Below are 24,201 nucleotides of genomic sequence, written 5' to 3'. Positions count from 1 at the left end.
TGGGGACTCGATGAAACCCGACGGCCGGGGCGAATTCGAGGCGCCGGCCGGGTTTGGCAGGAAACCGACAGTCGCCCCGGGGGTCAGGCCGCCTTCACCTCGTACGTCTCCACCCGCACCGCCTCGTCGTCCAGGCACTGCCCGGTCGCCAGGTCGAAACGCTGCTTGAGCAGCGGGGAGGCGACGAACGGGCGGCCCCGGTGGGTGCCGGTCAGGCCGCGGGAGAGGACCGCCGCGCCGGTGAACGGGTCCCGGTTGCCGATGGCGTACAGCTCGCCGTTCCGGTCCCGGAACAGGGCCACCTGGCCGCCGTCCGGCAGCAGGGCCGCCACTCCGCGGCCCGGGAGCAGGGTGCCGAGGTCGCAGGCCGTGAACCAGTCGTCCGTCAGACGCAGTCGTACCTTCAGGTCGGTCGTCTCGGGTGCCAGGGACTCGGGTGCCAGGGTCATCGCCGGGTGCTTCCTTCCAGGAGGTCGTCTTCCGAGGGGCGCCGCAGGCCGATGTCCAGCAGCGGCAGGTCGGGCTTCATCTGGTCGCGCTCGGGCACGAAGCCCACGACCGGGTCGGGGGTGTCGGGCGCGTTCACGAAGGACACGAACCGGGCCAGTTTCTCCGGGTCGTTGATGGTCTCGGCCCACTCGTCGCGGTAGTGCGAGACGTGGGCCCGCATCAGGGACTCCAGCTCGTCGCAGATGCCGAGCGAGTCGTGCACGACGACGTCCCGTACGTGGTCCAGGCCGCCCGGGATCCGCTCCAGCCAGGTGGAGGTGCGCTCCAGCTTGTCGGCGGTGCGGATGTAGAACATCAGGAACCGGTCGATCAGGCGGACCAGTTCGGCGTCGGAGAGGTCCTGCGCGAGGAGGTCCGCGTGGCGCGGGGTGGCGCCGCCGTTGCCGCCGACGTAGAGGTTCCAGCCGTGGGACGTGGCGATCACACCGAAGTCCTTCGACCGGGCCTCGGCGCACTCGCGGGCGCACCCGGAGACCGCCGACTTCAGCTTGTGCGGGGAGCGCAGGCCCCGGTAGCGCAGCTCCAGGTCGATCGCCATGCGCACGGAGTCCTGGACGCCGTAGCGGCACCAGGTCTGCCCCACGCAGGACTTCACCGTGCGCAGCGACTTCCCGTACGCGTGCCCGGACTCGAAGCCGGCGTCCACCAGCCGCGCCCAGATCACCGGCAGCTGCTCGACGCGGGCGCCGAACATGTCGATGCGCTGACCGCCGGTGATCTTCGTGTAGAGCCCGAAGTCCCGGGCGATCTCGCCGATGACGATCAGCTTTTCCGGGGCGATCTCGCCGCCGGGGATGCGCGGGACGACCGAGTACGAGCCGTTCTTCTGGAGGTTGGCCAGGAAGTGGTCGTTGGTGTCCTGGAGGGCGGCCTGCTCGCCGTCCAGGACGTAGCCGCTCGCGCCGATCACCGGGGCGAGGGAGGCGATGACCGAGCCGACCGCCGGCTTGCAGACCTCGCAGCCGTCACCGCCCCGGGCGCCCTCGCGGCCGTGCCGGTCCAGCAGCTCCCGGTAGGAGGTGATCCGCAGGGTGCGGACGATCTCGTACAGCTCCTCGCGGGTCCGGTCGAAGCAGCCGCACAGGCCCTTGTCGACCTCGACGCCGTTCGCCTCCAGCTCGGCGGTGACCAGCTGGCCGAGCACCTTGACGCAGGAACCGCAGCCGGTGCCGGCCCTGGTGCACTTCTTCACCTCGGGCACGGTCGTGCAGGAGTGCTCGGTCACCGCGCCGCGGATCGTGCCCTTGGTGACGTTGTGGCAGGAGCAGATCACCGCGTCGTCGGGGAGGGCGGACGGGCCGAGCTGGGTGGGCGCCCCGGCGCCGGCGGGCAGCACCAGGGACTCGGGGGAGACCGGCGGGACGGAGCCGGTGAAGGCGCGCAGTGTGCCGTACGCCTCCGCGTCGCCGACCAGGATGCCGCCGAGCAGCGTGCCGTCGCGGCCGACGACCAGCTTCTTGTACAGGCCGGCGCGGGAGTCGGAGTAGACGACGTCCAGGCAGTCCTCGGCGGTGCCGTGCGCGTCGCCGAAGGAGGCCACGTCCACGCCGAGCAGCTTCAGCTTGGTGGACAGGTCGGCGCCCGTGAACGACGCCTCGTCCCGGGCGATGGTCGCGGCGGCCGTCTCGGCCTGCTCGTACCCGGGCGCCACCAGCCCGTACACGCGCCCGTCGGCCGCCAGCGCGCACTCGCCGATCGCGAAGACGCGCTCGTCGGTGACCGTGCGGCACCGCTCGTCGACGCTGATGCCGCCGCGCTCACCGACCGCCAGACCGCAGTCGCGGGCCAGCTGGTCGCGAGGGCGGACACCGGCGCTGAACACCACCAGGTCGGTGGCGAGTTCGGAGCCGTCGGACAGCTTCATGCCGGTGACGGCGCCCGACGCCTCGTCGACCACGATCTCCTGCGTGCCGACGCCCGTGTGGACGGACAGGCCCATTCCCTCGATGGTCCGCAGCAGCGCCGCGCCGCCGCCCTCGTCGACCTGGACCGGCATCAGGCGCGGCGCGAACTCCACGATGTGCGAGGTGAGTCCGAGGCCCTGGAGCGCGCCGGCCGCCTCCAGGCCGAGGAGCCCGCCGCCGACCACCGCGCCGGTCGTCGCGTTCCTCGCGTACTCCTCGATGGCGAGGAGGTCCTCGATCGTCCGGTAGACGAAGCAGCCCTCGGCGTCCTTGCCGGGGACCGGCGGCACGAACGGGTAGGAGCCGGTGGCCAGCACCAGCACGTCGTACTCGACGACGAGCCCGGAGCGGGCGGTCACCGTGCGCGCGTCCCGGTCGACGCTCTCCGCCGGGTCGCCGACGCGCAGCTCGATGCCGTGCTCCGCGATGAAGGCCATGTCGGTCAGCGACAGGTCCTCGGGGGTCTTCCCCGAGAAGTACGAGGTGAGCTGGACGCGGTCGTAGGCGGGGCGCGGCTCCTCGCACAGCACGACCACGCGGTGCGTGCCGGTCAGGCCGCGCTCGGCGAGCGCTTCCAGGAAGCGCTGGCCGACCATGCCGTGGCCGACGAGCACGAGGGTGGGGGCGGGCCCCGGGGTGGCGGTCATCAGGAGCCTCCGTCATGGGTGAGCAGGTGGAGCAGGGGGCCGCCGTCGGACGGGAGCGGCTCTGCTCCCTCCCAGGCGCGCGCGAGCGCGCCGACGGTGCCGAGTTCGCCGACCAGGACCCCGCCGACCAGCCGGTCGCCGCGGACGACGACCTTGCGGTAGGTGCCCCGGGTGGCGTCGGCGAGCTGCACGACGTCGTCGCCGGGGCGGGGGTCGGTCTCGCCGAACGCGGCGAGGTCGAAAGGGCTGTCGGCCCCGGAGGGGCTGCCGGACCCGGTGAGGGTGAGCCGGGTCAGCGACCGGGTGCCGGTGTAGCGGGCGGCGGTGCCGTCCCCGGCGAGCAGTCCGGCCAGCGCGCCGGCCTGCTCGAGGGCGGGCGCGGCCAGCCCGTAGACCCGGCCGGCGTGCTGGGCGCAGTCGCCGACGGCGCGGATGTGCGGGTCGCCGGTGCGCAGCTCGTCGTCGACGACCACACCCTTGCCGACCTCCAGCCCCGCCGCCCGCGCGAGCCCGACGCGGGGCCGGACGCCGCAGGCGAGGACGACGAGGTCGGTGCCGAGGGCGTACCCGTCGGCCAACTCCACCGACCGCACCGCCCCGCCGACGCTCCGCACGTCCCGCACCCGGCACTCGGTGTGCACCTCGACGCCGAGGTCCTCCAGGTGCCGCCGGACGAGTGCGGAGGCGGCCGGGTCGAGCCGGTTCTCCATGAGCCGCTCGGACTGCTGGGCGAGGACGACCTGCGCGCCGCGCACGGCCAGCGCGCGGGCGGCGGACACCCCGAGCAGCCCGCCCCCGACGACGACCGCCCGCACCCCCGGCCGCACCGCCTTGGACAGCCCCAGGCAGTCGTCCATCGTCCGGAACGCGTGCACGCCCTCGGGCAGCTCCCGGTCCGGCGTGAACAGGCCGCGCAGCGGCGGGAGCACGGCGTTGGAGCCGGTGGCCAGGACCAGCGTGCCGTAGGCGATCTCGGTGCCGTCGGCGCACCGGACGGTCCGCGCGGCCCGGTCGATGCCGGTGACCCGGCCGCGGAGCAGGCCGGCGGGCGCGGGCAGGGCGGTCACCTCGGGGCCGTACCGGCCGGCCAGCACCTCGGCGAGCAGCACCCGGTTGTACGGGCGGTGCTCCTCGTCGCCGACGACCAGCGCGGGCGTGCCGAGCTCACCGAGCCGCCGGGCGAGCGTGACACCCGCGAGTCCGGCGCCGATCACCACCACACGCGTTTTCGAGGTCATGGCACCGAGCGTGCGGTGCGGGTGTTACCCGGTGGCATCGCGTCTGTTTCCCGCGGGGAACGCTGCCCTCAGCGGCGGCGGGGGGCGGGTGTGAGGGAGCCCGGAGCCCGGCGGGGCACCTGGGGAACCTCAGAAGTCGCTCATCTCGATGGACGGGACATCCATGGCGTCCATAGGGTCGCGATCATGCCCGACATATCGCTGACCACGGTCGTCCTGCTCTGCCTCGCCGCCCTCGCGGCCGGCTGGATCGACGCCGTGGTCGGCGGTGGCGGGCTCCTGCTGCTGCCGGCGCTGCTGCTCGGGCTGCCCGCCGGGACGCCGGCCGCGCACGCGCTGGGCACCAACAAGGCGGTCGCCATCGTCGGCACCACGGGCGCGGCGGTGACATACGTCCGCAAGGCCCCGGTGGACGTCCGCACCGCCGTACGCATCGGCCTCGCGGCGCTGGCCGGGTCGTCGGGCGGGGCCTTCTTCGCGGCAGGGATGAGCACCGAGGTGCTCAAGCCGGTGATCATGGTGGTGCTGCTGGCGGTCGCGGCCTTCGTGATCCTGCGCCCCGCCTTCGGCACCGCCCCCGCCACCGGCCCGGCCGGCCGCCGCCGGATCCTCGCCGCGATCGGCCTCGCGGGCCTCGGCATCGGCTTCTACGACGGTCTCGTCGGCCCCGGCACCGGCACGTTCCTCGTCCTGGCCCTCACCGCCGTCCTCCACCTGGACCTGGTGGCCGCCTCCGCCACCGCGAAGATCGTCAACTGCTGCACCAACGCGGGCGCCCTCGCCACCTTCGCCTGGCAGGGCGCCGTCCTGTGGCAGCTGGCCGCCCTGATGGCCGTGTTCAACCTCGCCGGCGGCATGTTCGGCGCGCACACGGCCCTCAAGAAGGGCAGCGGCTTCGTCCGCGTCGTCCTGCTGACGGTCGTCTTCGCCCTGGTGGCGAACCTGGCGTGGGAGCAGTGGGTGGCCTAGCTGTACCGCCCCGTGCGGCCGGGAACGCGGCCGACACGGTCGCGGCACCGGGTGTGCCTTCCGGGCAGGCGCCGGACCGGCCTGTCCTGGCCGGGCGGCCTGCTTACGCGGCCTCGGCCGCGGACGAGGCGGACGGAGAGGTGGGGCCGGGCGTGGTCGCCCAGATGATGTCGCCGGCAACCGCGGTCCCGGCCGCCCAGATGATGTCATTCGTGGTCGTGGTCGTGGTCCCGGCCGTCTTGCCGGTGAGGTCCCGCAGGGCGCCGTCCGATGCGGTGGCGGCGGTCGAAAGCAGGGCGCCGGAGAGGGCGACGGCCGCGGTGGCACGGAGCAGACGGTGGCGCAGCATGTGGGGTTCCTTCCAGGAGTGACGCCCTCTTCGGAGCGGCCGGCGTCCCGCGGTGACGCAGTGGCCGCTCCGAGCCGGCGGGCGGTTCGGATCGTGGGACTACTCTGTTGCTCCGCCGGAAGGGCCGGAAGAGGTTCGCGGCGGCCCCAAAGGGTCCTGGCCGTTTTCGGCCACGGCAGTCGGGGGGACGGGCGGGGCGTCGAACAGAGCCTCGTAGAACGGGGTGATCAGAGGCGCCGCGGCGGAGCGTACCGACCAGGCGTCGAGCTCCGGTGTTCCGAGCAGGGCGCGGTTGCACAGGGCTACCGCCTTGGTCTCGGCCGTGTCGAGGGTGTCGGCGATGAGGTAGAGACCGAGGACCGGGTCGGGTCTCGCGTGCGGGTGCAGGCACACGTGTTCCAGGCCGTCGTCATCCTGGGCGTGCGAGAGGACCAGTGTGTGTGCGTCGGGGGGGAGAGGACGGCCCGGTGGACCACACAGCCGGACGTGAACGAGGTACATGGCCCCGACTGTTCCAAGTTCGTTGCCTTGAGGGGTAGTTGGTCCCTTTGGCCGGTCTCGCCCTTGGCCGCTTCCGTCCAAGCATCATCACTGCCCGCTCTCTACCGAACACGCTTGTGAAGTTCGATGGCATGATCAAGGAGACTTTGTGGAGGCCACTGATCGGCACAAGGGGGGCCATTGCTGACGTCACTGGGGCTCGGGGCGGTCGAGGAGGCTGTCTACCGGGCGATGTTGTCGAAGCCGCGCAGCGGGGTGGCCGACCTGGCCACCGGTCTGGGCCGGCCCGAGGAGGAGGTCCGCCAGGCGCTCGACGTGCTCAGCGAGCTTGCGTTGGTCAGGCCGTCGGCGGAGCGGCAGGGGGACCTTCGGGCGACCGCGCCGGAGATCGCCATGGAGATCCTGATGGCCCGGCAGCAGGCCGAGCTCGCGGCCCAGCAGGAGCGGGTGGAGTCGGCGCGCGCCAAAGCCGCCCAGCTGATAGCCGAGTACGCGGACCTGCGGCCCAGCGCCAGCAGTCCTGGAGTGGAACACCTCATAGGGCTGGACGCGATCCGTGACCGGCTGGCCGTGCTGACCCGGGACCTTCGCCAGGAGGCCATGACCTTCGCTCCGGGGGGCGCTCAGCCGGAACAGGCCATGGACGCCGCCCGGCCGCTCAACCGTGACCTGCTGTCACGAGGGGTGCGGATGCGCACTGTCTACCTCGACAGTGTCCGCAACGACCGGGCGACCGTGGCCTATGTCAACTGGCTCGCGTCGCTCGGCGGGCAGGTGCGTACCGCTCCCTCGCTGCCCACCCGGATGATCATCTTCGATCGCGGCGTCGCCGTGATCCCGGTGTCCAGCAGCGACACCGCCGCCGGTGCCGTGGTGCTCACCGGGCAAGGCACGCTGACCGCACTGTGCGCGCTCTTCGAGACGGTGTGGACCACCGCCCAGCCGCTCGGCAAAGGACCGGTGCGGGACGAGCGGGGCCTGAGTCCGCAGGAGTCGACAGCCATTCAGCTGCTGGCCCGGGGGCACACGGACGAGGCGATCGCCAAGCGGCTGGGGGTGTCGCACCGCACCGCGCGGCGGGTCGCGAACGAACTCATGGAACGCCTGGAGGCGCGCAGCCGCTTCGAGGCCGGCGTCCGGGCGGTGCAGCGGGGCTGGTTGCCGTCGGAGCCCTGACGTCGTGTCCTGACGTCGTGTCCTGACGGCGTGTCCTGACGGCATGTCCTGCACGTCGTCGTTGCCGAGGCCCTGCCCCCTTCCTCCCGGGCAGGGCCTTTCGCCGTTGCGGCCCGCAGACCTGAAACGGACAGGGCCGTTTCGGTCCAGCGCCGAGCCCTTTCCGGGCGCCCGCCGCGTGGCGAGAGTTGTGTCCGCCGGAAGGGGACGCGCCCCGGACGGCCACTCGACACCATGCGTTCCGGGAGCCCGGATCCGTTGGGTCATGTCATGCCCATGCCATTACTGCTCGGAGAGAGTGACACGCCTTGAAGAACGTCAGAAGCCCTCGTCACGCCGCCGCGGTCGCCGCCCTCGTCGCCGGTCTGACGCTCGCCACCGCGCTCCCCGCCGTCGCCGCGGACCCGGCGACCGTCAGCGCCGCTTCCGACCACGGAAGCCCGGGGCAGGGCCCGGTCACGTCGGCGAAGAACTCGCCGTCCGCCTTCGCCGCGGCGAGCAGCGCGGCGCCGGCCATCAAACGTTCGACGGTCATAGCCCGGGCGGACAGCTGGGTGGGGAAGGGGCTGGACTACAGCTGGACCGGCTCCCACGAGGGATACCGCACCGACTGCTCCGGGTACGTGTCGATGGCCTGGAACCTGGACAGCTCACTGACCACGCCCACCTTCGCGAGCGCCGGCGTCACCGAGACCATCAGCAAGGGCGAACTCAAGGCCGGCGACGCCCTGCTGGACGACGACGCAGGCGCCTCCGGCCACATCGTCCTCTTCCACAAGTGGGCCAACGACGCGAAGACGGAGTACTGGGGCTACGAGTTCTCCGGGTCCGGCGTCCACCACCGCGTGATCCCCTACCCGTACTTCACGGGCTCCGGCCCCTACGTGCCGGTGCGCAACAAGTCGATCGTCGACGACGCCCCGGCGGTGGAGGCCGGTTCGGTGTGGAACAGGGAGCGGTCGGCGTCGGGGGTGTGGCAGGCGGCTGCCTCGCACATCGATGTGAACACGTCGATCAACGGGTTCGCGGCGGCGGGTCTGGCGGACGGGTCGCTGCATGTGCAGACGTTGGTGAACGGTGATCTGTGGGACCGGGCGAGGTCGGCGGGCGGGACCTGGCAGAAGGCGGCGACGAAGATCGATGACAACGGTTCGCTGAAGGGTGTGGCGTCGGCGGCGTTGCCGGACGGGTCGCTGCATGTGCAGACGTTGGTGAACGGTGACGTGTGGGACCGGGTGCGGTCGGCGGACGGGACCTGGAGCAACGCGACGAAGATCGATGACAACGGCAGCATCACGAAGATCTCCTCGGCGGCGTTGCCGGACGGGACGCTGCATGTGCAGGCGCTGGTCAACGGTGACGTGTGGGACCGCACCCGCCGCGCCGACGGTACGTGGACCAGTGCGACGAAGATCGACGACAACGGGTCGATCCAGGACGTGGCGGCGACGGCGCTGCCCAACGGGACGCTGCACGTGCAGGCGCTGGTGAACGGTGACGTCTGGAACCGGTCGCGCAGTGCCGCGGGTGTCTGGGACGCCGGGGCGACGAAGATCGACGACAACGGCAGCATCACCGACGTCTCCTCGGCGGGTCTGGCCGACGGCACGCTGCACGTCCAGGCCGTGGTCCACGGCAACGTCTGGGACCGTACCCGCCGTGCCGACGGCAGCTGGACGAGTGCCACGAAGACCGACGAGAACGGCAGCATCTTCGACACCTACGCCGCCGCCCTGCCCAACGGCAGCATGCACGTCGGAACCCTCGTCTGACCTGGCGCAGCGCCTCCTTCCCCGTACTCCGCGGTGCCTCGTGACGCCCTGTCGCGCCACGAGGCACCGCCCCGTGCCGATCCACCCCGGAGATCCTTTTGCGTACCTTCCAGCGGGTCATGGGCCTCGCGGTCATCGCCGGCGTCGCCCTCCCCCTCACCGTCACCACCACCGCGGCGCAGGCCGCCTCCGTCACCACCTGGGACAAGGTCGCCGCCTGCGAGAGCGGTGGAAACTGGAGCATCAACACGGGCAACGGCTACTACGGTGGCCTGCAGTTCTCCCTCAGCACCTGGACCGGGTTCGGAGGCCGGCAGTACGCCGACTACCCGCACCAGGCCACGAAGAAGGAACAGATCCTCACCGCCGAGAAGGTGCTCGCCGTTCAGGGCGAAGGCGCCTGGCCGACCTGCGGTCCCCGGGCCGGGCTCGGTGACGACACCGCGGAGCCCTATCCCGACCTCCCGGCCCCGCCGGTCGTGGAGGCCGGTTCGGTGTGGAACAGGGAGCGGTCGGCGTCGGGGGTGTGGCAGGCGGCTGCCTCGCACATCGATGTGAACACGTCGATCAACGGGTTCGCGGCGGCGGGTCTGGCGGACGGGTCGCTGCATGTGCAGACGTTGGTGAACGGTGATCTGTGGGACCGGGCGAGGTCGGCGGGCGGGACCTGGCAGAAGGCGGCGACGAAGATCGATGACAACGGTTCGCTGAAGGGTGTGGCGTCGGCGGCGTTGCCGGACGGGTCGCTGCATGTGCAGACGTTGGTGAACGGTGACGTGTGGGACCGGGTGCGGTCGGCGGACGGGACCTGGAGCAACGCGACGAAGATCGATGACAACGGCAGCATCACGAAGATCTCCTCGGCGGCGTTGCCGGACGGGACGCTGCATGTGCAGGCGCTGGTCAACGGTGACGTGTGGGACCGCACCCGCCGCGCCGACGGTACGTGGACCAGTGCGACGAAGATCGACGACAACGGGTCGATCCAGGACGTGGCGGCGACGGCGCTGCCCAACGGGACGCTGCACGTGCAGGCGCTGGTGAACGGTGACGTCTGGAACCGGTCGCGCAGTGCCGCGGGTGTCTGGGACGCCGGGGCGACGAAGATCGACGACAACGGCAGCATCACCGACGTCTCCTCGGCGGGTCTGGCCGACGGCACGCTGCACGTCCAGGCCGTGGTCCACGGCAACGTCTGGGACCGTACCCGCCGTGCCGACGGCAGCTGGACGAGTGCCACGAAGACCGACGAGAACGGCAGCATCTTCGACACCTACGCCGCCGCCCTGCCCAACGGCAGCATGCACGTCGGAACCCTCGTCTGATGGGCGCCCGCACCACATGGACCCGCCGTGGCCTGCTGCTCGGAGCCCTCGGCGTCGGAGCGACCGCCACCCTGCAGCTCGCCGGCTCCGGCAGGGCGACCGCGGCCGCGCTGCCGCCCCTGCTCGTGGGTGACCAGAAGTCCCGCCGGGTGTTTCTGCTCGACTCCGCGACGGCGACGTGGGACCCGTCCGCCGATCCCGCCCCGGTGCGCTGGGAGTTCACTCCGGAAGGGGACAGCCGCTACTCGGACCTGGACCCGGGCCGCAGCTGGACCTACGTCAGCGAGGTCAAGTGCCGCACGTGGCAGGGGAAGACCTACCTGCTCACCACCGCGTCCTACGGCTTCGCCGCCGTCGTCGAGTATCCCGGCAAGAACCGGTACTGGGCGGCCCGGGTGACGGACGCCGCCGGCACCGAACTCGCCAACCCGCACAGCATCGAGCTGCTTCCGGGCGGCAACGTCGCGGTGGCCCTCAGCGGGAGCAACGAAGTCCGCCTGTACGCGGCCTCACGGTCCCCGTACGCCACCGAGTTCACCAGTGTCCCGCTCACTTCCGCCCACGGAGTGCACTGGGACCCCGCCACCGAGATGCTCTGGGCCGTCGGTCACGGGCAGCTGGCCGCCTACACCCTGAGCGGGCCGGCCTCCGAGCAGACGCTCGTACGGTCCTACGTGATCGATCTGCCCGAACTGCGGCCGGGCCGGGCGCCGGGAGGCCACGACCTCAACGCCGTCGCGGGTGAGCCGGACCTCTTCTGGGTGTCGACCACGGACGGACTGCTCCAGTACTCCAAGTCCCGCCGGCAGTTCGCCCCCTACACAGCCTCCTCGTGCGCGGGAACGCTCGCGAACGTGAAGGCCGTGAGCAACGTCGGCCGCACCGTCGCCCTCACAGCCCCGGACGGCGGACTCGACAGGGAATGGTGGACCCGCTCCGTGCGCGTCGACAACGGTTCCGTGCCCGCCCACACCCTCGGCGGCGCCGCCTATGGCGGCATCTACAAGGCCCGATGGTGGCAGCCGTGACCACCGGCCGGAACCCCGTCGAGGGCCTCGCCGACCGAGGCGTCGTCGAGCAGGCAGGCGGTCACGAGGCGGCTCGCGGCCACCGACCATGGCGCCGGCGCCGAGGACGGTGAGCGGGACGGCGGGGATACGGGAAGCGGATGGTGTGTCAGCCTTGGGGTCGGTCATGGTGATCAGGCTCCGCCGGGGGGAACCGCTCAAGTGCCCACTTCCGAGTGGGCGGTCACCTCGCGGAAAGCATCCAGGCAGCGGACAGGGACGGGGAGACGGTCATGGGGACGGCACGGTGGCCGGGGGCGTACATCCGCGGGATCGACGCGGCGATGGACGTGGTCGGCGGCACATGGAACGGGCTCATCCTGTGGGCGCTGCACGAGCGGCCGTACGCTTCGGGGCGCTGCGCAGGGAACTGCCCGGGGTGACGGAGAATGTGCTCACCGCGCAGCTGCGGGAGTTGGAGGCCGACGGCATCGTGCACCGCGAGGTGTACGCCGAGGTGCCACCGCGCGTCGAGTACTCGCTGACCGCACGGGGCGTCGCCCTCAACGAGGCGCTCGCGCCGCTCGCCGCCCGGGGGAGGACGAACGTGCTGAACGCCTCACCGGCTGCCGGTGAGGTGCGCGAAGACGACCACGTTCCCCTGGTAACCGGTGGCGCGTGAGTAGTCGCCGCCGCAGGTGATGACGCGCAGTTCGGGCCGGTCGGCCGCGCCGTACACCTTCGCGTCGGGGAAGTCCCGCGCGGTGTACACCTCCACCGCGTCCACGGTGAACACCGCGACGCCGCCGTCGCGCCGGTCGACCTCGATGGTGCCGCCCTTCTCCAGGGCGCCGAGGCGGTAGAAGACCGCGGGGCCCTCGGCGTTGTCGACGTGCCCGGCGACGATCGCGGTGCCCGTCTCGCCGGGGGTGGTGCCGGCCTCGTACCAGCCGGCGAGGTTCTCCTTCTCGGCGGGCGGCACGTCGAGGCTGCCGGACGGTGTCAGGCCGAGGCCCGTCATCGGGGCGTCCACGCCGATCGCCGGGATGCGGACGCGGTCGGGCGGGGAGGGCGGCAGCGCGGGCGCGGCCGCCTCGCCGGCCTGCCCGGTGCGGGCCTGTGCGGTGGTGGGCTGCGGCGGGGCCCCCGCGCGGGCGTCGAGCAGCAGCCAGGTCCCGGAGCAGAGGGCGACCGCGGTGACGGCCGCTATCGCGGTGTTGCCGACCCTGCGCACGGCGCCCCCTCTCCCTCGGGCCCGTGAAGGCCCCCTGCCGAAAGCCCCGGCCCCCTCCGGGCCGCGAGGGGCGGTCGGACCCGGAGGGGGTGGGGAAGTGCGGTACCTGCGGACGGGCAGCGGAGGGTGCCCGTCAGATCCCGTCGCCTCTCGCCCGGCGATGCAGGAGCCAGGTACCGCCCGCGGCGGCGACGGCCAGAGCCGCCACACCGGCCGCGGTCTGCACGGGGTCGGGGCCGAGAGCACCGCCGACCCCCGTCTTCACGCTTCCCTTGGGATACACCTGCTCACGGGCCGAGGTCAGGGTGACCACCAGGTCGCCCGTCACCCGCAGGCCGCTCCCACCGCAGGTCGCGACGATCTCGTACGTCCCCGGCTGCGCGCTCGGCGGCACCTCGAAGCGGCCCACCGCCTCGCCCGCGCCGGTGCCCGGCGCCAGCGGGAACCTGCCGGCGCCCACCGCGGTCGCGTCACCGGCCGCAGGTCCGCCCCCGCCGCACGCCGCCGTGCTCGCCGTCGCCGGCTCGCCCGGCACCACCGAGGACGGGTACACCTCCAGCCCACCGGTCGCCGCGGTCTCCCCGGCGTACACGGAGGCCGGGCAGGTGAGGCCGACGGCCGCGACGGCGAGCGCGGTACCGGTCAGCAGGCGGGCGGTACGTCGCATCGGTGCTCCTTGAGCTCTTCGGTGGCCCCTGCCCCACCGAGGAAAGCCGCATCGGAGGCGACCCGCTCCCCGAGAACGCGCCGGGAATGGGATGAACGGGTGTCGGCCGCGCGTCCGGCCCGCCCACGCCGGACGCCGTTCCGGCAGGTCACCGGCGTGTGGCGGGGATACGCCGGAAAAGATCCGAAGGGCGCGGGACGCGGGTGTGAACGGGTGACCGGTGCCTCCGAACGGGCCCGCCGGCGCCCGGCTTGACCTCGACCAAGGTCGAGGTAACAGGCTGTCCCGCATGACCACAACGACCGCTCCGCTCCGTGTGACCCTGCTCGTCGGCAGCAACCGCCACGGCCGCTTCGGCCCCGTCGTCGCCGACTGGCTCCTCGACCACCTCCGGGCCCACGACGACCTGGTCCCCGAGGTCCTGGACGTGGCCGCGACCGACCTGCCCACGACCTTGGCCCCGACCCCGCGGGCGACCGCCGCGCTGGCGGAGATCACCCCGAAACTCGCGGACGCCGACGCGTTCGTCGTACTCACGCCCGAGTACAACCACTCGTTCCCGGCAGGCCTGAAGAACGTCATCGACTGGCACTTCACCGAGTGGCGGGCCAAGCCCGTCGGCCTCGTCTCCTACGGCGGTCTGGCGGGCGGCCTGCGTGCCGCGGAGCACCTGCGCCAGGTCTTCGCCGAGCTGCACGCCGTCACCGTCCGCGACACCGTCTCCTTCCACAACGCGGGCGCCTCGTTCGACGACGAGGGCAGGCTCAGGGACCCGTCGGGTCCGGACGCGGCGGCGAAGACGATGCTCGACCAACTGGTGTGGTGGGGGCGGGCCCTGCGGGAGGCGAAGGAGAAGCGGCCCTACGACGACGTGTAGGGCGCTGTAGGGCCGGGGTGCCGTGGGAACGGGGCGCCGTGGGGACGGGGCGACACAGGAACCACCGGTGGCACCTGCCGATACGTCGTCCTTTCCCGAGCGGCGCCGAGAGACCGCCCGGGCGGCCGTGTTCCTCGCCTTCGGCGCCCCTCACACCACCGGCGCCGAGCCCGCCGTGGACGGAGGTGTCACCCAGCCGGGAGCGGACCTGTGCCAGGTCTCCTGACGCAGGAACTCGAGCAGGGCCGTCTCCGCGGGACCCGCGCCGGGCCGGACCGCCGCGACGACGGGCTGGGACACGACCGGGGTCACCGGACGCGCGACGTGCTCGTGACCGGGGGGTACCGCCGAGGCCGGGACGAACGTGACCCCCAGCCCGTGGGCGGCCCAGCGCACGGCCGTCGCCGTCTGGGAGACGCGGGCGACCGTGGTCGGGGCGAGCCCGTTGTCCCGCAGCACGTCCACCAGGACGCCGTCGAGCGCGCTGTTGTGGTCGAACCGCACCCACGGCTCCCGCCCCAGTTCCTGCAGTTCGACGCGGTCCGCGGCGAGCAGCGGGTGCCCGGCGGCCAGCACCACGACGAACTCCTCGTCGCCGAGGTGGTGGCCGTCGTAGAGGCCGCCCTCGCACGGTCCGGCCATCAGGCCGAGGTCTATCACGCCCCCGCGCGCCAGCCGCTCCAGTTCGGTGGGGTTCGGCTCCTCGAAGACGGTGACCTCCAGGCGCGGGAAGCGGCGGCGCAGCGCGCCCAGCGCGCCCGGCAACTGCCGCGTGCCCAGGCCCATCTGCACCGCGACCACCAGTTCGCCCACCAGTTCGTCGGCACCGGCCCGCGCCGTCGCCCTCGCCCGCCGCGCCGCGCTCACCGCGATCTGCGCCTCCCGCAGGAAGGCGCGCCCGGCCACGGTGGGCACCAGCCCGGTCGGCGTGCGGGAGAACAGCTCCACGCCCAGGTCCCGCTCCAGTCCGCGGATCTGCTGGGACACCGAGGGCTGAGCGACCCGCAGCACCTCCGCCGCCGCGGTCACCGAGCCCTGCTCGGCAATGGCCAGGGCGTACTCGAACTGACGAAGGCTCATCGGCTCCCGTCCTCTCGCTGCGGCGGACCGCGGCCCGCACCGCGGTCTCGCCGCAAGCGTAGGGGAGCACGTCCGTTCCCGTTCGGGGCCGGCCGTCGGCCCGCGCTCGCCCGTGCTGGAGTTCCAGCAGGGTGCCGAGGACGGCGGAGGCCGCCTCGCCCAGGACCGACGGACTCGCCATGGGCTACGCAGTCGCAGTCGCAGTCGCAGCCGAAGCCGAAGCCGAAGCCGAAGCCGAAGCCGAAGCCGAAGCCGAAGCCGCAGCCGCAGCCGCAGTCGACGTCACATGCGCAGGCGCAGCCGATGGCGCCGCCTCCACCCGCACCGCGCACACCTTGAACTCCGGCATCCGCGAGGTCGGGTCGAGGGCCGGGTTGGTCAGGGTGTTGGCGCGGCCCTCGCCCGGCCAGTGGAAGGGCATGAACACGGTGTCGGGCCGGATACCGGTGGTGATGCGCGCCGGAGCGACCGCCCGGCCGCGTCGTGAGACGACGGCCACCGGATCGCCCTCGGCCGCCCCCAGCCGCGCCGCCAGCCGGGGATGCAGCTCCACGAAGGGGCCGGGTGCGGCGGCGTTCAGCTCGTCCACGCGCCGGGTCTGCGCGCCGGACTGGTACTGGGCCAGGACCCGCCCGGTGGTCAGCAGCACCGGGTACTCGTCGTCCGGCTCCTCGGCGCTCGGACGGTGCGAGACGGGCGCGAACCGGGCCCGGCCGTCGTCGGTGGCGAAGCGGTCGAGGAAGAGGCGTGGGGTGCCCGGATGCGGTCCGGTGGCCCCGGCGGTCTCCTCCGGCGCCGGACACGGCCAGAACACCCCGCCCTCCCGCGCCAGCCGCCGGTAGTCGATCCCCGAGTAGTCCGCCGGGCCGCCCGCGCTCGCCCGGCGCAGTTCCTCGAAGACCTCCTCGGGCTCGGTCGGGAAGCCCTTCTCCACACCGAGCCGGCCCGCCAGTCCGTGCAGCACCTCCAGGTCGCTGCGGACGCCGTCCGGCGGGGCGACCGCCCGCCGCCGCAGCAGCACCCGCCCCTCCAGGCTGGTCATGGTCCCCGTCTCCTCCGCCCACTGCGTCACCGGCAGCACCACGTCCGCCAGCGCCGCCGTCTCCGACAGCACCACGTCGCACACGGCCAGGAAGTCCAGGGAGCGCAGCCGCTCCTCGACGTGCGCCGCGCGGGGCGCCGACACCACCGGATTGGAGCCCATCACCAGCAGCGACCTGATGTCCGTGCCCAGCGCGTCCAGCAGCTCGTACGCGCTGCGCCCGGGCCCCGGCAGCGAGTCCGGGTCCACCCCCCACACCCCGGCGACGTGCCGCCGCGCCGCCGGGTCCGTCAGCTTGCGGTAGCCGGGCAACTGGTCGGCCTTCTGGCCGTGTTCGCGCCCGCCCTGCCCGTTGCCCTGCCCGGTCAGGCAGCCGTACCCCGACCGGGGGCGCCCGGCCCGCCCGGTCGCCAGGCACAGGTTGATCCACGCGCCCACCGTGTCCGTGCCCTTGGCCTGCTGCTCGGGCCCGCGCGCGGTCAGCACCATTGCGGCGTCCGGCGCGCAGAACAGCCGTACCGCCTCCCGCAGTTCGGGAACGGACACCCCCGTGATCCGCTCCACGTACTCCGGCCAGTGCGCCATCGCCGCCGCCCGCGCCTCCTCCCAGCCCGCCGTGCGCTCCTCGACGTACCCCTCGTCGACCCGCCCCTCCGCGACGACCAGGTGCAGCATGCCCAGCGCGAGCGCGAGGTCGGTGCCCGGCCGGGGCGCCAGGTGCAGGTCGGCGTGGCCGGCGGTCTTCGTGCGGCGCGGGTCGACGACGATCAGCGTGCCGCCGTTCTCGCGCAGCTCGGTGAAGTACCGCAGGGCCGGCGGCATCGTCTCCGCCGGGTTCGAGCCGACGAGGATCACGCACCCGGTCCTCGGGATGTCCTCCAGCGGGAACGGCAGCCCCCGGTCCAGCCCGAACGCCTTCGTGCCGGCCGCCGCGGCCGACGACATGCAGAACCGCCCGTTGTAGTCGATCTGCGAGGTGCCGAGCACCACCCGGGCGAACTTGCCCAGCGTGTACGCCTTCTCGTTGGTCAGCCCGCCCCCGCCGAACACCCCGAGCGCGTCCGCGCCGTGCTCCTCCCGGGTGCGCGCCAGGTTCCCGGCGATCCGCCCCAGCGCCTCGTCCCACGTGGCCGGCACCAGCGCCCCGTCCCGGCCGCGCACCAACGGCGAAGTCAGCCGGGCACTCGACGCCAGCACCGCCGGCGCCGTACGCCCCTTGCCGCACAGCGCGCCCCGGTTCACCGGGAAGTCCGCGCGCTCGGACACCTCGACGGTCCCGCCGGCGGCGGGCGTCAGGTTCATCCCGCACTGCAGCGCGCAGTACGGGCAGTGCGTGGGCGTGGGCGCGGGCGCGGCGGTGTTCTGCATGCCGCCAGGGTGCGCCGCCCGTGTTACGCGCCCGGGCGGCCGTCTGTTACGCCGCCGGGACGGTGACCTCCCCGCCGCCCCCGGCCCACGGTGAGGGGCGGCTCATCCGGCGTCGGCCAGGGCCCGCGCCACCCCCGGCTCCTGAGGCCCGAGGAAGTGCGGGTCCGGTTCGAGGACCGCGTCCAGCGCGGCCTTCCCCGCCGCGAGGATCTCGCGGGCGCCCCCGTAGTACCAGGTCGCGTCGTGGACGTCGTCGACCCCGACGCCGTACGACGCCACCCCCGCCTCCTGGCACAGCGCGACCGCCCGCCGTATGTGGAAGCCCTGGCTGATCAGCACGGCCCGGTCGACCCCGAAGACCTTCTTCGCGCGCACGCAGGAGTCCCAGGTGTCGAAACCCGCGTAGTCGCTGACGATCCGCCCGTCGGGCACCCCGTGCCGGACCAGGTAGCCCCGCATGGCGTCCGGCTCGTCGTACTCCTCACGGCTGTTGTCCCCGGTCACGAGCACCACTTCGATCCGGCCCGCCCGGTACAGCTCCGCCGCCGCGTCCAGCCGGTGCGCCAGGTACGGCGACGGCTCCCCGTCCCACAGCCCGGCGCCGAAGACGACCGCGACGTCGGTGCGGGGCACGTCGGCCGTGGTGCGCAGCCGGTCGTCGGTGACCAGATGCAGCCACGTCGAGGGCAGCAGGGCCAGCACGCACCCGGCCGTCACCGCCCGGATCAGCCGCCGCTGCCCCCGGCGGGTGCGCGGCAGGCGCGGTCTGCGAAGTCTCGGGGTGCGCATCGGACGGTCCTCTCCCCGGTCGGTTCCTGCCACCAGGGACGTCCGGGCGCGCCGTCCGGTTCACCGGCCGCTCACACGCGGTGGGCGGTGCCGTGCGGACCGACGGAAAGTCCCTGTGACACCCGCGCAACGGAAAGGCAACGTGCCGCCGCCACCCTCGGTGCATGACGGTGACGACAGTGACAGGCAGCCCGAGCACAGCGGCCACCGGCGGCGCCCCCGCCCTGGTCGTCGTCGCCCACGGCAGCCGCGACCCCCGCGCGCTGAGCACCGTACGCGCCCTCCTGGACCGGGTCCGCGCCCTGCGCCCCGGCCTCCCGGTGCACCTGGGGCACATCGAGCTGAACGCGCCGCTCCTCCCCGACACCCTCACCGGGCTCGGCGACGGGGAGGCGGTCCTCGTCCCCCTCCTCCTCAGCCGCGGCCACCACGTCAAACGGGACGTCCCGGAGATGGCCGCGGCCTCACCGGCCCGCACCCGCGTGGCCGCCCCGCTCGGCCCGCACCCCCTCCTCGTGGACGCCCTGCACGACAACCTCCTGGAGGCCGGCTGGCCCCTCCACGCCCCGCGGGACGCCGCCGTCGTCCTCGCCGCCGCGGGCTCCCGCGACCCGGAGTCCGGGAACGACACCGACCGCACGGCGGCACTCCTGTCCGCCCGCCTCGACGTCCCGGTGGTCCCTGCGTACGCCTCGGCGACCTCCCCGACGGTCCCGGAGGCCGTACGCGCGCTGACCGCCCGTGGCCACCGCAGGGTCGCCGTCGCCTCGTACTTCACGGCCCCGGGCCGCTTCGCGACGGAGTGCGCGGCGGCCGCCCCGTGGATCGCGTCGGCTCCCCTGGGCACCCACCCGGCGATGGCCCGCCTGCTCCTGCACCGCTACGACGAGGAACTGAGGACGGGCCGCGCCCCGGAACGCCGGGCAGTGGCGCTTCCCTAGGGGCGCCACGACTGCCGCGCCTTCCGCCCCGCCGCGCCCGCCGCTCGCTCGCATACTGTTCCTGGCATGGACGGCACCGCACCCCAGCCCCCGCCCCCGTACGACCCGGCGTCAGCCGCCCGCTACGCCCCCGAGCCGGACAAACGCCCCGGCCGCACCGCCTTCCAACGCGACCGCGCCCGCATCCTGCACTCCTCGGCCCTGCGCCGCCTCGCCGGCAAGACGCAGGTCGTCGCGCCGGGGGAGGGCAGCCCCGTCTGGGACGCCAGCCCCCGCACCCGCCTCACGCACTCCCTGGAATGCGCCCAGGTGGGCCGTGAGCTCGGTGCCGCCCTCGGCTGCGACCCGGACCTCGTCGAGGCCGCCTGTCTCGCCCACGACCTGGGGCATCCGCCCTTCGGCCACAACGGCGAACAGGCACTGAACGACTTCGCCGAGGACTGCGGCGGCTTCGAGGGCAACGCCCAGTCGCTGCGGCTCCTCAGCCGCATCGAACCCAAGCGGTTCACCGAGGAGGGTTCGGTCGGCCTCAACCTCACCCGTGCCACCCTCGACGCCGCCACCAAGTACCCGTGGCCCCGCGGCGGCCACCCCACCGACCCGGCCTCGCCCAAGTTCGGGGTCTACGACGACGACCGGCCCGTCTTCGCATGGCTGCGCGAGGACGCCCCCGGCGCCCGCACCTGCTTCGAGGCCCAGGTCATGGACTGGGCCGACGACGTGGCGTACTCCGTGCACGACGTCGAGGACGGCCTGCACGCCGGCCACATCGACCCGAACTGCCTGCTCGCCGACCCCGAGCGCGAGGCCGTCTTCGAAGCCGCCGTCGGCCGCTACGTCCCCGCCGGCACCGACCACGCCGAACTCGCCGCCGCCCTCGACCGCCTCCTCGCCCAGGACTGGTGGCCGCACGGCTACGACGGCTCGGCGGTCGCCCAGGCCCGCCTCAAGGACGCCACCAGCCAGCTCATCGGCCGCTTCTGCCTCGCCGCGGAGAGCGCCACCCGGGCCGCGTACGGCGGCGGCCGGCTCACCCGGTACACGGCGGAACTGGTCGTCCCCCGCCCGATCCGCATGGAGTGCGCCGTCCTCAAGGCGGTCGCCGTCCGCTACGTCATGCAGCGCACCGAGCAGGAACGGCTCCGCGCCGACCAGCGCGTCGTCGTCGCCGAGCTGGCCGAGGCGCTCACCGCCCGCGCCCCGGACGGCCTCGACCCCCAGTTCCGCACCCTGTTCGACCAGGCGGCCGACGACCGCGCCCGCAAACGGGTGATCGTCGACCAGATCGCCTCCCTCACCGACGCCTCGGCCCGCTCGCTTCACGCCCGGCTGACGGGGCATCCATGAGACTGACGGGACGGGCGTGACCCGGCAGGCACGGCGGCCCCCGAAACACGGCCCTCCGTGGCCTGATCGGGTCACTCCCTCTTCCCGCACCACGCCGTGTGCGGGACGCTCGCATGTGGCGGCACCCTGACGAGGAGGCAACAAGTGGTCGACGCGGATCAGACATTCGTCATCGTCGGAGGCGGCCTGGCCGGCGCGAAGGCGGCCGAGACACTCCGCGCGGAGGGCTTCACCGGCCGGGTGATCCTCATCTGCGACGAGCGCGACCACCCCTACGAGCGCCCGCCGCTGTCCAAGGGCTACCTCCTCGGCAAGGAGGAACGCGACAGCGTCTTCGTGCACGAACCCGCCTGGTACGCCCAGCACGACATCGAGCTGCACCTCGGCCAGACCGTCGTCGCGATCGACCGCGCCGCCAGGACCGTCCACTACGGCGACGACGGCACCCGCGCCCGGTACGACAAGCTGCTCATCGCGACCGGCGCCGAGCCCCGCCGCCTCGACGTCCCCGGCACCGGCCTCGCGGGCGTCCACCACCTGCGCCGCCTCGCCCACGCCGAGCGCCTCAAGAACGTCCTCGCCTCCCTCGGCCGGGACAACGGCCACCTCGTGATCGCCGGCGCCGGCTGGATCGGCCTGGAGGTCGCGGCCGCGGCCCGCGAGTACGGGGCGGAGGTCACCGTCGTCGAGCCCGGACCGACCCCGCTGCACGGCGTCCTCGGCCCCGAGCTGGGCGCCGTCTTCGCCGAGCTGCACGAGGCGCACGGCGTCCGCTTCCGTTTCGGCGTGAAGCTGACCGAGATCATCGGCCAGGACGGCATGGTGCTGGCCGCCCGCACCGACGACGGCGAGGAACACCCCGCCCACGACGTGCTCGCCGCGATCGGCGCCGCCCCGCGCACGTCGCTGGCCCAGGCCGCGGGTCTGGAGATCGCCGACCGCGCGCACGGCGGCGGCATCGTCGTCGACGCGAACCTGCGCACCTCCGACCCCGACATCCACGCCGCCGGCGACGTGGCCTCCTTCCACCACGCCCTCTTCGACACCCGGCTGCGCGTGGAGCACTGGGCCAACGCCCTGAACGGCGGTCCCGCCGCGGCCCGCGCGATGCTCGGCGAGGACCTCGCCCACGACCGCGTGCCCTACTTCTTCACCGACCAGTACGACCTGGGCATGGAGTACTCCGGCTGGGCGCCCGCGGGGTCGTACGACCAGGTGGTGATCCGCGGCGACGCGGCGAAGCGCGAGTTCATCGCCTTCTGGGTGAAGGACGGCCGGGTGCTGGCCGGGATGAACGTGAACGTGTGGGACGTCACGGAGCCGATCCAGCAGCTGATCCGCGCCAGGACGCGGGTGGACACGGAGGCGCTGGCCAACCCGCACGTATCCCTCGAAAGCCTCGTCGCATAGCTTCCGGCCGACCGCCGTAGACTTCACACGTGGCTGGACGGATCAACGACGAGGACGTGAAGGCGGTACGGGACGCGGTCCCGATCGACGCCGTGGTGTCCGAGTACCTCCAGCTGAGGAACGCGGGCGGCGGCAACCTGAAGGGACTCTGCCCCTTCCACGACGAGAAGTCCCCGTCCTTCCAGGTCAGCCCGAGCAAGGGGTTCTTCCACTGCTTCGGCTGCCAGGAGGGCGGCGACACCATCACGTTCGTGATGAAGATCGACCACCTCACCTTCTCGGAGGCGGTCGAGCGCCTGGCCGCCCAGGCCGGCATCACCCTGCGCTACGAGGAGGGCGGCTACAACCCCGCCCACCAGCGCGGCGAACGCATCCGCCTGGTCGAGGCCCACAAGATCGCCGCCCAGTGGTACGCGGAGCAGCTGGCGACCAGCCCCGAGGCCGACACCGGCCGCGCCTTCCTCGCCGACCGCGGCTTCGACCAGGCCGCCGCCCAGCACTTCTCCGTCGGCTACAGCCCCCAGGGCTGGGACCACCTCACCCGCTTCCTGCGCGGCAAGGGCTTCAGCGACAAGGAGCTGCTCCTGTCCGGGCTCGCCCAGGAGGGCCGCCGCGGCCCCATCGACCGCTTCCGCGGCCGGCTGATGTGGCCCATCCGCGACATCGGCGGCGACGTCGTCGGCTTCGGCGCCCGCAAGCTCTACGAGGCGGACAACGGCCCGAAGTACCTGAACACCCCCGACACGGCGATCTACAAGAAGTCACAGGTCCTGTACGGCATCGACCTCGCCAAGAAGGACATCGCGAAGGCCTCCCGGGCCGTGGTCGTCGAGGGCTACACGGACGTCATGGCCTGCCACCTCGCCGGCGTCACCACCGCCATCGCGACCTGCGGCACCGCCTTCGGCGGCGACCACATCAAGATCCTGCGCCGGCTGCTGATGGACAACGGCTCGGCCCGCGTCATCTTCACCTTCGACGGCGACGCGGCCGGCCAGAAGGCGGCCCTGCGCGCCTTCGAGGACGACCAGAAGTTCGCCGCCGAGACCTACATCGCCATCGCCCCCGACGGCATGGACCCCTGCGACCTGCGCCTGGCCAAGGGCGACGACGCGGTCGCCGACCTGGTCGAGCCGCGCACCCCGCTCTTCGAGTTCGCGCTCCGCCAGATCGTCGGCCGCTACGACCTGGACACCCCGGCCGGCCGCGCCGCCGCCCTGGACGAGGCCGCCCCGGTCGTCGCCCGCATCAAGAACAGCGGCGCCCAGCACGAGGTCGCCGTGCAGCTCGCCGGCATGCTCGGCATCCTCGACACGCAGTTCGTGGTCAAGCGCATCGCCCAGCTGGCCCGCTGGGCCCGCGACCGCGGCGGCAAGGGCCCCGCCCCGGACCGGCAGCAGCGCGGCGCCGGCGCCCCGCAGCCGTACGCCACCCCCGGACGGCCGGGCCCCCGCGGCCCGGCGCTGAACCTGCGCAACCCCGTCTTCGCCACCGAACGCGAACTGCTCAAGCTCGCCCTCCAGCGCCCCGAGCTGGTCTCCCCGGCCTTCGACGCGTACGGCGTCGACGAGTTCACCGCCCCGCCCTACGCCGCCGTACGCGAGGCCATCATGGAGGCGGGCGGCGCCGAGTCCGGCGTGGAGGACCCGCAGGGCTATCTGGTCCGCGTCCGCGAGGCCGCCCCGGACGACGCCGTCCGCGCCATGGTCACCGAGCTGGCGGTCGAGGCGATCCTGCTGCACCGGGGCGTGAAGGGCGTCGACGAGGTCTACGCGGGAGCCCAGCTGGTCACCGTCCGGCGCCGCGCCGTCGAGCGCCGCATCCGCGACATCACGGGCCGCCTCACCCGCCTGGCCGGCCACGGCGACCCCGCCGAGCTGGCCGCCGTCCAGAACGAGCTGTGGGTCCTCCAGCAGTACGACCGGACCCTGGGCGCACAGGGCGCCGCCGCGCTCTAGCGGTCCGTGGCGCGGTGGGGCGCCGGCCGTCGTCCAGCTCGGTCACGCCTGGCGGCCTCCCGCGGGATCCAGCTCCCGGGCACACCTCGA

The 24,201-nt window shown here is 73.3% G+C and carries 20 protein-coding genes and 1 pseudogene; 11 read left to right on the top strand and 10 right to left on the bottom strand.

Features of this window, described 5'->3' with window-relative positions:
- Positions 1 to 83: 83 nt before the first annotated feature.
- The 3 genes from nirD to ACP4IX_RS07240 are packed head-to-tail and all read right to left on the bottom strand — an operon-like array spanning position 84 to position 4,299.
- Positions 84 to 449, bottom strand: a complete 366-nt coding sequence (nirD, locus tag ACP4IX_RS07250; RefSeq protein ID WP_426519686.1) for a nitrite reductase small subunit NirD — start codon at positions 447 to 449, stop codon at positions 84 to 86.
- Positions 446 to 3,061, bottom strand: a complete 2,616-nt coding sequence (gene nirB, locus ACP4IX_RS07245; RefSeq protein WP_426555029.1) for a nitrite reductase large subunit NirB — start codon at positions 3,059 to 3,061, stop codon at positions 446 to 448. The genes nirD and nirB overlap by 4 nt, the downstream gene beginning before the upstream one ends.
- Complete coding sequence (locus ACP4IX_RS07240; protein WP_426555028.1) at positions 3,061 to 4,299, bottom strand: NAD(P)/FAD-dependent oxidoreductase; 1,239 nt, start codon at positions 4,297 to 4,299, stop codon at positions 3,061 to 3,063. The genes nirB and ACP4IX_RS07240 overlap by 1 nt, the downstream gene beginning before the upstream one ends.
- Before the next feature lie 186 nt (positions 4,300 to 4,485).
- Between ACP4IX_RS07240 and ACP4IX_RS07235 the strand changes: the two genes are divergently transcribed.
- Positions 4,486 to 5,268 carry a sulfite exporter TauE/SafE family protein gene (locus ACP4IX_RS07235; protein WP_426555027.1) on the top strand — a complete coding sequence of 261 codons (783 nt, stop codon included), beginning with the start codon at positions 4,486 to 4,488 and terminating at the stop codon, positions 5,266 to 5,268.
- A gap of 103 nt (positions 5,269 to 5,371) precedes the next feature.
- On the opposite strand, the gene ACP4IX_RS07230 is transcribed toward ACP4IX_RS07235, so the two are convergent.
- On the bottom strand, positions 5,372 to 5,617 hold the full coding sequence (locus ACP4IX_RS07230) for a hypothetical protein (RefSeq protein ID WP_426555026.1): 246 nt from the start codon (positions 5,615 to 5,617) through the stop codon (positions 5,372 to 5,374).
- A gap of 99 nt (positions 5,618 to 5,716) precedes the next feature.
- Positions 5,717 to 6,118, bottom strand: a complete 402-nt coding sequence (locus ACP4IX_RS07225) for a hypothetical protein (protein WP_426555025.1) — start codon at positions 6,116 to 6,118, stop codon at positions 5,717 to 5,719.
- Positions 6,119 to 6,298: 180 nt separating this feature from the next.
- Between ACP4IX_RS07225 and ACP4IX_RS07220 the strand changes: the two genes are divergently transcribed.
- From ACP4IX_RS07220 to ACP4IX_RS07200, 5 genes and pseudogenes are all read left to right on the top strand, one after another.
- A complete protein-coding gene (locus ACP4IX_RS07220; RefSeq protein ID WP_426555024.1) occupies positions 6,299 to 7,294 on the top strand; it encodes a helix-turn-helix transcriptional regulator in 996 nt (331 codons plus the stop codon).
- Between the two features lie 308 nt (positions 7,295 to 7,602).
- Entirely contained in the window at positions 7,603 to 9,066 is a 1,464-nt protein-coding gene (locus ACP4IX_RS07215; RefSeq protein WP_426555023.1) for a hypothetical protein, read from the top strand.
- Between the two features lie 119 nt (positions 9,067 to 9,185).
- Complete coding sequence (locus ACP4IX_RS07210; RefSeq protein WP_426555080.1) at positions 9,186 to 10,391, top strand: transglycosylase family protein; 1,206 nt, start codon at positions 9,186 to 9,188, stop codon at positions 10,389 to 10,391.
- Entirely contained in the window at positions 10,391 to 11,419 is a 1,029-nt protein-coding gene (locus ACP4IX_RS07205; protein ID WP_426555022.1) for a DUF6528 family protein, read from the top strand. The genes ACP4IX_RS07210 and ACP4IX_RS07205 overlap by 1 nt, the downstream gene beginning before the upstream one ends.
- Before the next feature lie 272 nt (positions 11,420 to 11,691).
- Positions 11,692 to 12,080, top strand: a pseudogene (locus ACP4IX_RS07200) (winged helix-turn-helix transcriptional regulator).
- On the opposite strand, the gene ACP4IX_RS07195 reads toward ACP4IX_RS07200, so the two are convergent.
- Positions 12,018 to 12,632: a class F sortase gene (locus ACP4IX_RS07195; RefSeq protein ID WP_426519678.1), complete on the bottom strand. Its 615-nt coding sequence runs from the start codon at positions 12,630 to 12,632 to the stop codon at positions 12,018 to 12,020. The pseudogene ACP4IX_RS07200 and the gene ACP4IX_RS07195 overlap by 63 nt on opposite strands.
- A 133-nt stretch (positions 12,633 to 12,765) precedes the next feature.
- Positions 12,766 to 13,299, bottom strand: coding sequence for a hypothetical protein (locus ACP4IX_RS07190; RefSeq protein ID WP_426519676.1), 534 nt, complete (start codon positions 13,297 to 13,299; stop codon positions 12,766 to 12,768).
- Between the two features lie 289 nt (positions 13,300 to 13,588).
- Here ACP4IX_RS07190 and ACP4IX_RS07185 point away from each other — a divergent pair, with 289 nt between their 5' ends.
- A complete protein-coding gene (locus ACP4IX_RS07185) occupies positions 13,589 to 14,176 on the top strand; it encodes an NADPH-dependent FMN reductase (RefSeq protein WP_426519674.1) in 588 nt (195 codons plus the stop codon).
- A gap of 150 nt (positions 14,177 to 14,326) precedes the next feature.
- Here the strand turns inward: ACP4IX_RS07185 and ACP4IX_RS07180 are convergent, their stop codons facing one another.
- The 3 genes from ACP4IX_RS07180 to ACP4IX_RS07170 all read right to left on the bottom strand — a co-directional run bounded on the left by ACP4IX_RS07180 (position 14,327) and on the right by ACP4IX_RS07170 (position 18,455).
- Entirely contained in the window at positions 14,327 to 15,256 is a 930-nt protein-coding gene (locus ACP4IX_RS07180; RefSeq protein ID WP_426555021.1) for a LysR family transcriptional regulator, read from the bottom strand.
- A gap of 184 nt (positions 15,257 to 15,440) precedes the next feature.
- Entirely contained in the window at positions 15,441 to 17,666 is a 2,226-nt protein-coding gene (locus tag ACP4IX_RS07175) for a molybdopterin oxidoreductase family protein (protein WP_426555020.1), read from the bottom strand.
- A 102-nt stretch (positions 17,667 to 17,768) separates the two neighbouring features.
- Positions 17,769 to 18,455, bottom strand: coding sequence for a SanA/YdcF family protein (locus tag ACP4IX_RS07170; protein WP_426519668.1), 687 nt, complete (start codon positions 18,453 to 18,455; stop codon positions 17,769 to 17,771).
- Positions 18,456 to 18,619: 164 nt separating this feature from the next.
- On the opposite strand from ACP4IX_RS07170, the gene ACP4IX_RS07165 reads away from it, so the two are divergent.
- The 4 genes from ACP4IX_RS07165 to dnaG all read left to right on the top strand — a co-directional run bounded on the left by ACP4IX_RS07165 (position 18,620) and on the right by dnaG (position 24,111).
- A complete protein-coding gene (locus tag ACP4IX_RS07165) occupies positions 18,620 to 19,396 on the top strand; it encodes a sirohydrochlorin chelatase (RefSeq protein WP_426555019.1) in 777 nt (258 codons plus the stop codon).
- A gap of 66 nt (positions 19,397 to 19,462) precedes the next feature.
- Entirely contained in the window at positions 19,463 to 20,743 is a 1,281-nt protein-coding gene (locus ACP4IX_RS07160) for a deoxyguanosinetriphosphate triphosphohydrolase (protein WP_426519664.1), read from the top strand.
- 144 nt (positions 20,744 to 20,887) lie between these two features.
- Entirely contained in the window at positions 20,888 to 22,153 is a 1,266-nt protein-coding gene (locus tag ACP4IX_RS07155; RefSeq protein WP_426519662.1) for an NAD(P)/FAD-dependent oxidoreductase, read from the top strand.
- Positions 22,154 to 22,182: 29 nt separating this feature from the next.
- Positions 22,183 to 24,111, top strand: coding sequence for a DNA primase (gene dnaG, locus ACP4IX_RS07150; RefSeq protein WP_426555018.1), 1,929 nt, complete (start codon positions 22,183 to 22,185; stop codon positions 24,109 to 24,111).
- Positions 24,112 to 24,201: the final 90 nt, after the last annotated feature.

Origin of the sequence: Streptomyces sp. WG5 (assembly GCF_049974565.1) — a bacterium.
Lineage (GTDB): Bacteria > Actinomycetota > Actinomycetes > Streptomycetales > Streptomycetaceae > Streptomyces.
This window is presented reverse-complemented; position numbering and strand designations above follow the sequence as displayed.